This window comes from Halomonas sp. BM-2019 (genome assembly GCF_017584085.1).
Genome location: NZ_CP071922.1, coordinates 476034 through 480009, shown reverse-complemented (window position 1 = coordinate 480009; position 3976 = coordinate 476034). Strand labels below are relative to the sequence as shown.

At 68.2% G+C, this 3976-nt stretch carries 3 protein-coding genes; all 3 read right to left on the bottom strand.

The genetic code is table 11. The features are described from left to right. Positions 1 to 1056: L-serine ammonia-lyase (locus J5F18_RS02435; RefSeq protein WP_346300767.1), on the bottom strand; the 1056-nt coding region annotated here is incomplete at its 3' end. Between the two features lie 90 nt (positions 1057 to 1146). Next, positions 1147 to 2409 (bottom strand): serine hydroxymethyltransferase, encoded by a 1263-nt coding sequence (gene glyA, locus J5F18_RS02430; protein ID WP_346300766.1) that lies wholly within the window; start codon positions 2407 to 2409, stop codon positions 1147 to 1149. A gap of 272 nt (positions 2410 to 2681) precedes the next feature. Beyond that, entirely contained in the window at positions 2682 to 3737 is a 1056-nt protein-coding gene (locus tag J5F18_RS02425; protein WP_346300765.1) for a GlxA family transcriptional regulator, read from the bottom strand. Positions 3738 to 3976: the final 239 nt, after the last annotated feature.

The following is a 3976-nucleotide window of genomic DNA, read 5'->3' as shown; positions in this document are numbered from 1 at the left end:
GCAGGCCGAGCCCACCTCCCCCTGGCAGCCCACCTCGGCGCCGGAGATCGAGGCGTTCTTCTTGCACAGGATGCCCACGGCGCCGGCGGCGAGCAGGAAGTCCACCACGTCGCGCTCGCCGGCGCCCGGCTGGAACTGCATGTAGTAGTGCAGCACCGCCGGGATGATGCCCGCCGCGCCGTTGGTGGGGGCGGTGACCATGCGCCCGCCGGCGGCGTTCTCCTCGTTGACCGCCAGGGCATAGAGGTTGACCCAGTCCATGGCCGACATGGTCGAGGCGATCAGCGAGTGGTCGTCCTTGCTGGCCAGCATGCGCTGGTAGAGAGCCTTGGCGCGGCGCTTGACGTTCAAGCCCCCTGGCAGCACGCCCTCGGCCTCCATGCCCTGCCTGACGCACGCCTGCATGGCAGCCCAGATCGTCAGCAGGCCCTCGCGAATCTCGGCCTCGCTACGCCAGGCCTTCTCGTTCTCCAGCATCAGCTCGCTGATGCGCAGGCCGTTCTCCCGGCACAGGCGCAGCAGCTCGTCCCCGGTCTGGAAGTCGTAGGGCAGCGCGGTGGCATCGGTATCGAGCTCGCCCCGGGCGGCCTGAGCCTCGTCGATGACGAAGCCGCCGCCCACCGAGTAGTAGGTGTTGCGGTAGAGCTCGCCGCCGTGGCCGTGGGCGATCAGCCGCATGGCGTTGGGGTGATGCGGCAGGCTCTCCTCGAGCAGCTGCAGGTCACGGGCCCACAGGAAGGGCACGCTGTGCCGGCTGTCCAGGCGCAGGGTCTCGGACTCCCGGACCTCCTCGATGCAGGGGCCGATGAGGGCGGGGTCGATGTGATCCGGCCGCTCGCCCATCAGCCCCATGATCACGGCGCGATCGGTCCCGTGGCCGATGCCGGTGGCCGAGAGGGAGCCGAACAGTTGGACCTCGAGGTGGGCCACCCGCTCCAGCAGCGCCCGCTCCTTGAGTTCGCCGATGAAGTCATGGGCCGCCCGCATGGGGCCAACGGTATGGGAGCTCGATGGCCCGATACCGATCTTGAACAGGTCGAAGACGCTGATTGACATGCTGCACCACCTTGCTGACTGCCGTGTTGTGTGAACTCACCCGTCTCTCTTTGACGCGCGACCGCACGCAACCGTGCGATCGCGCGGGCATCATGCATAGACAGGATAGGCCTCGCAGAGCGCGGCGACCTTGCCGCGCACGGTTTCCTCGATGCCGGCGGTGTCGTCACCGGCGGCCAGGACGTCGAGGATGTCGCAGATCCAGCCCGCCAGCGCCTCGCACTCCTCGACCCCGAAGCCGCGGGTGGTCACCGCCGGGGTGCCGATGCGCAGCCCGGAGGTGACGAAGGGGCTCTGGGGGTCGCCCGGCACCGCGTTCTTGTTGACGGTGATATGGGCGCGGCCGAGGGCCGCATCGGCGTCCTTTCCGGTCACGCCCTGCTTGATCAGCGAGACCAGGAAGAGGTGGTCATCGGTGCCGCCGGAGACCACGTCATAGCCGCGCTCGATAAACACTCCGGCCATGGCCCGGGCGTTGTCGATCACCCGCTGCTGGTACTGGACGAACTCCTGGCTCATGGCCTCCTTGAGGGCCACCGCCTTGGCGGCGATCACGTGCATCAAGGGGCCGCCCTGCTGGCCGGGGAAGACCGCGCCGTTGAGCTTCTTGTAGAGCGCCTCATCGCCGCAGGCGGAGAGGATCAGGCCGCCGCGGGGGCCGCGCAGGGTCTTGTGGGTGGTGGTGGTCACCACATGGGCGTGGGGCAGCGGGCTCGGGTAGAGGCCGGCCGCCACCAGGCCCGCCACGTGGGCCATGTCGACCAGCAGCCAGGCGCCCACCTCGTCGGCGATGGTGCGGAAGCGCGCCCAGTCCACCACCCGGGCGTAGGCCGAGAAGCCGGCGATGATCAGCTTGGGCTTGTGGCTGCGCGCCAGCCGCTCGACCTCGGCGTAGTCGATCTCGCCGGTCTCGGGATCCAGGCCGTACTGCACGGCGTGGTAGTACTTGCCGGAGAAGTTGGGGGCGGCGCCATGGGTCAGGTGGCCGCCGTGATCGAGGCTCATGCCGAGGATGGTGTCGCCCGGCTTGACCAGCGCCATGAAGGCCGCGGCGTTGGCCTGGGCGCCGGAGTGCGGCTGGACGTTGGCGTAGTCGGCGCCGAACAGGTCGCAGGCGCGGCGGATGGCCAGCGTCTCCACCACGTCGACGTGCTCGCAGCCGCCGTAGTAGCGCTTGCCCGGGTAGCCCTCGGCGTACTTGTTGGTGAGCTGGGTGCCCTGGGCCTCCATCACCGCCCGGCTGGCGTAGTTCTCGGAGGCGATCAGCTCGACGTGGGCCTCCTGGCGCACCACCTCGTCGGCGACGGCGGCGGCGACCTGGGCATCGAAGGCGGCGAGAGAAACCTGGTTCATGTCTGACTCCTGTTGTTATCGCTGGTGGCAGGCTGTTCCTTGAATCTATCGGTGACCCGCCCAGGTGAAAAATTTGAAATCCTTATGCGCAGATAACCGCTGCGCAGCTTATCCGGCTACAGGGTGATTAAAGGCGAGGGCGGCGGAGATGAATTGAACAAATGCGACAGGCTGGCTGAACGTCCGCCGCAACGATGCCGTCCGGGCTCATGCGCGTAAGCACTTGACGCAGAAGGCGCGACCCCCGGGGTGCCGCGGGAAAGCGGGGGCGATCAGCGCCCCGGGCGGCTCTCGACATGCAGGAAGAAGGGGTCGACGCGGTCGCTGCCGGGCTCGCCGGCACGCTTGCGCATCTCCGACGGCGTCATGCCGAAGGCGCTGCGGAAGTGGCGTGAGAAGTGGGCGGTATCGGCGAAGCCGCAGCGCTCGCCGATCTCGGTGATGCTCTTGCCGGTGTAGTGGAGCAGCCACACCCCGTAGCGCAGGCGCAGGTCGCGGGCGAACTTCTGGGGCCCGACGCCCAGGGTCTCGCGGAAGCGGCGCTCCAGGTTGCGGCGCGAGGTGCCGACCCGCTCGGCCAGCGCCTCCATCGAGATAGCCTCGCCCAGATGCTGCTCGAGCACGGCGATGGCGCGGCGCACCAGGCGATCCTCGATCTTGCCGAAGACCACCGGCTGGGGCTGGGGGTGGGCCCCCGTCCGGGCCTCGTCAAGCAGCATGATGTTCAGGCTCTTCATCGCCCAGGCCTTGCCCAGGTGGCGCTCGACCAGATAGGCCGCCAGGTCGGCCGCCGCCGCCCCGCCGGCACAGGTGAGCCGGTCGCCGTCGTCGACGAACAGGCGATCAGCCACCGGTTGGATGGTGGGAAAGCGCTGCATCATGTCGCGGTGGTGATACCAGCTGACGCAGCAGCGACGCCCCTTCATCACCCCCGCCTGGATCAGGGCAAAGACCCCGGTGCACAGCCCCACCAGCGGCACCCCGGCGTTCGCCGCCTGGCGCAGATAGGCCAGGGCGGTGGTGTCGGGCCGATCCCGCTCGTCCTGGACGCCACCGATCACCACGATGTAGTCGAACTCCGTGGGGTTTCGAAAGGTCTGGCAGGGCGAGATGGTGGCGCCGCAGCTGGAGTGGGCCTCCTGGCCGACGCTGGTCATGAAGGTCCAGTGACAGCGCAGCTGGCGGCTGCGGTCGCCCTCATCGGCGGCCAGGCGCAGGCAGTCGACGAAGGCGGCAAAGGGCAGCAGCGTGAAGCGGTGCAGCAGGACGAAGCCCACGGAGAGGGGCTCGTCGAGAGAGGAGCGATTGAGGGTCACGGTTGACGACATCGCATTACCGCCCGAGGGTCCGATTCCTGCTTGCCAGCATACCCTTTCGAACCCCCGGGGCCACTACCAAAAGAAAGCAGGAAGCGAGCCCGCTGGGGAACAGTCGGCACAGGGCAACGATCTCTTGCGCATGACGACTGGACAAGATCACCGACACCTGCACCAGACGGGTCAGTGTTGGCTCATCAGAGTGCAGGGTCGAAGCTGTACCAGGTGCAGATGACAGGCACGGCGCCGAG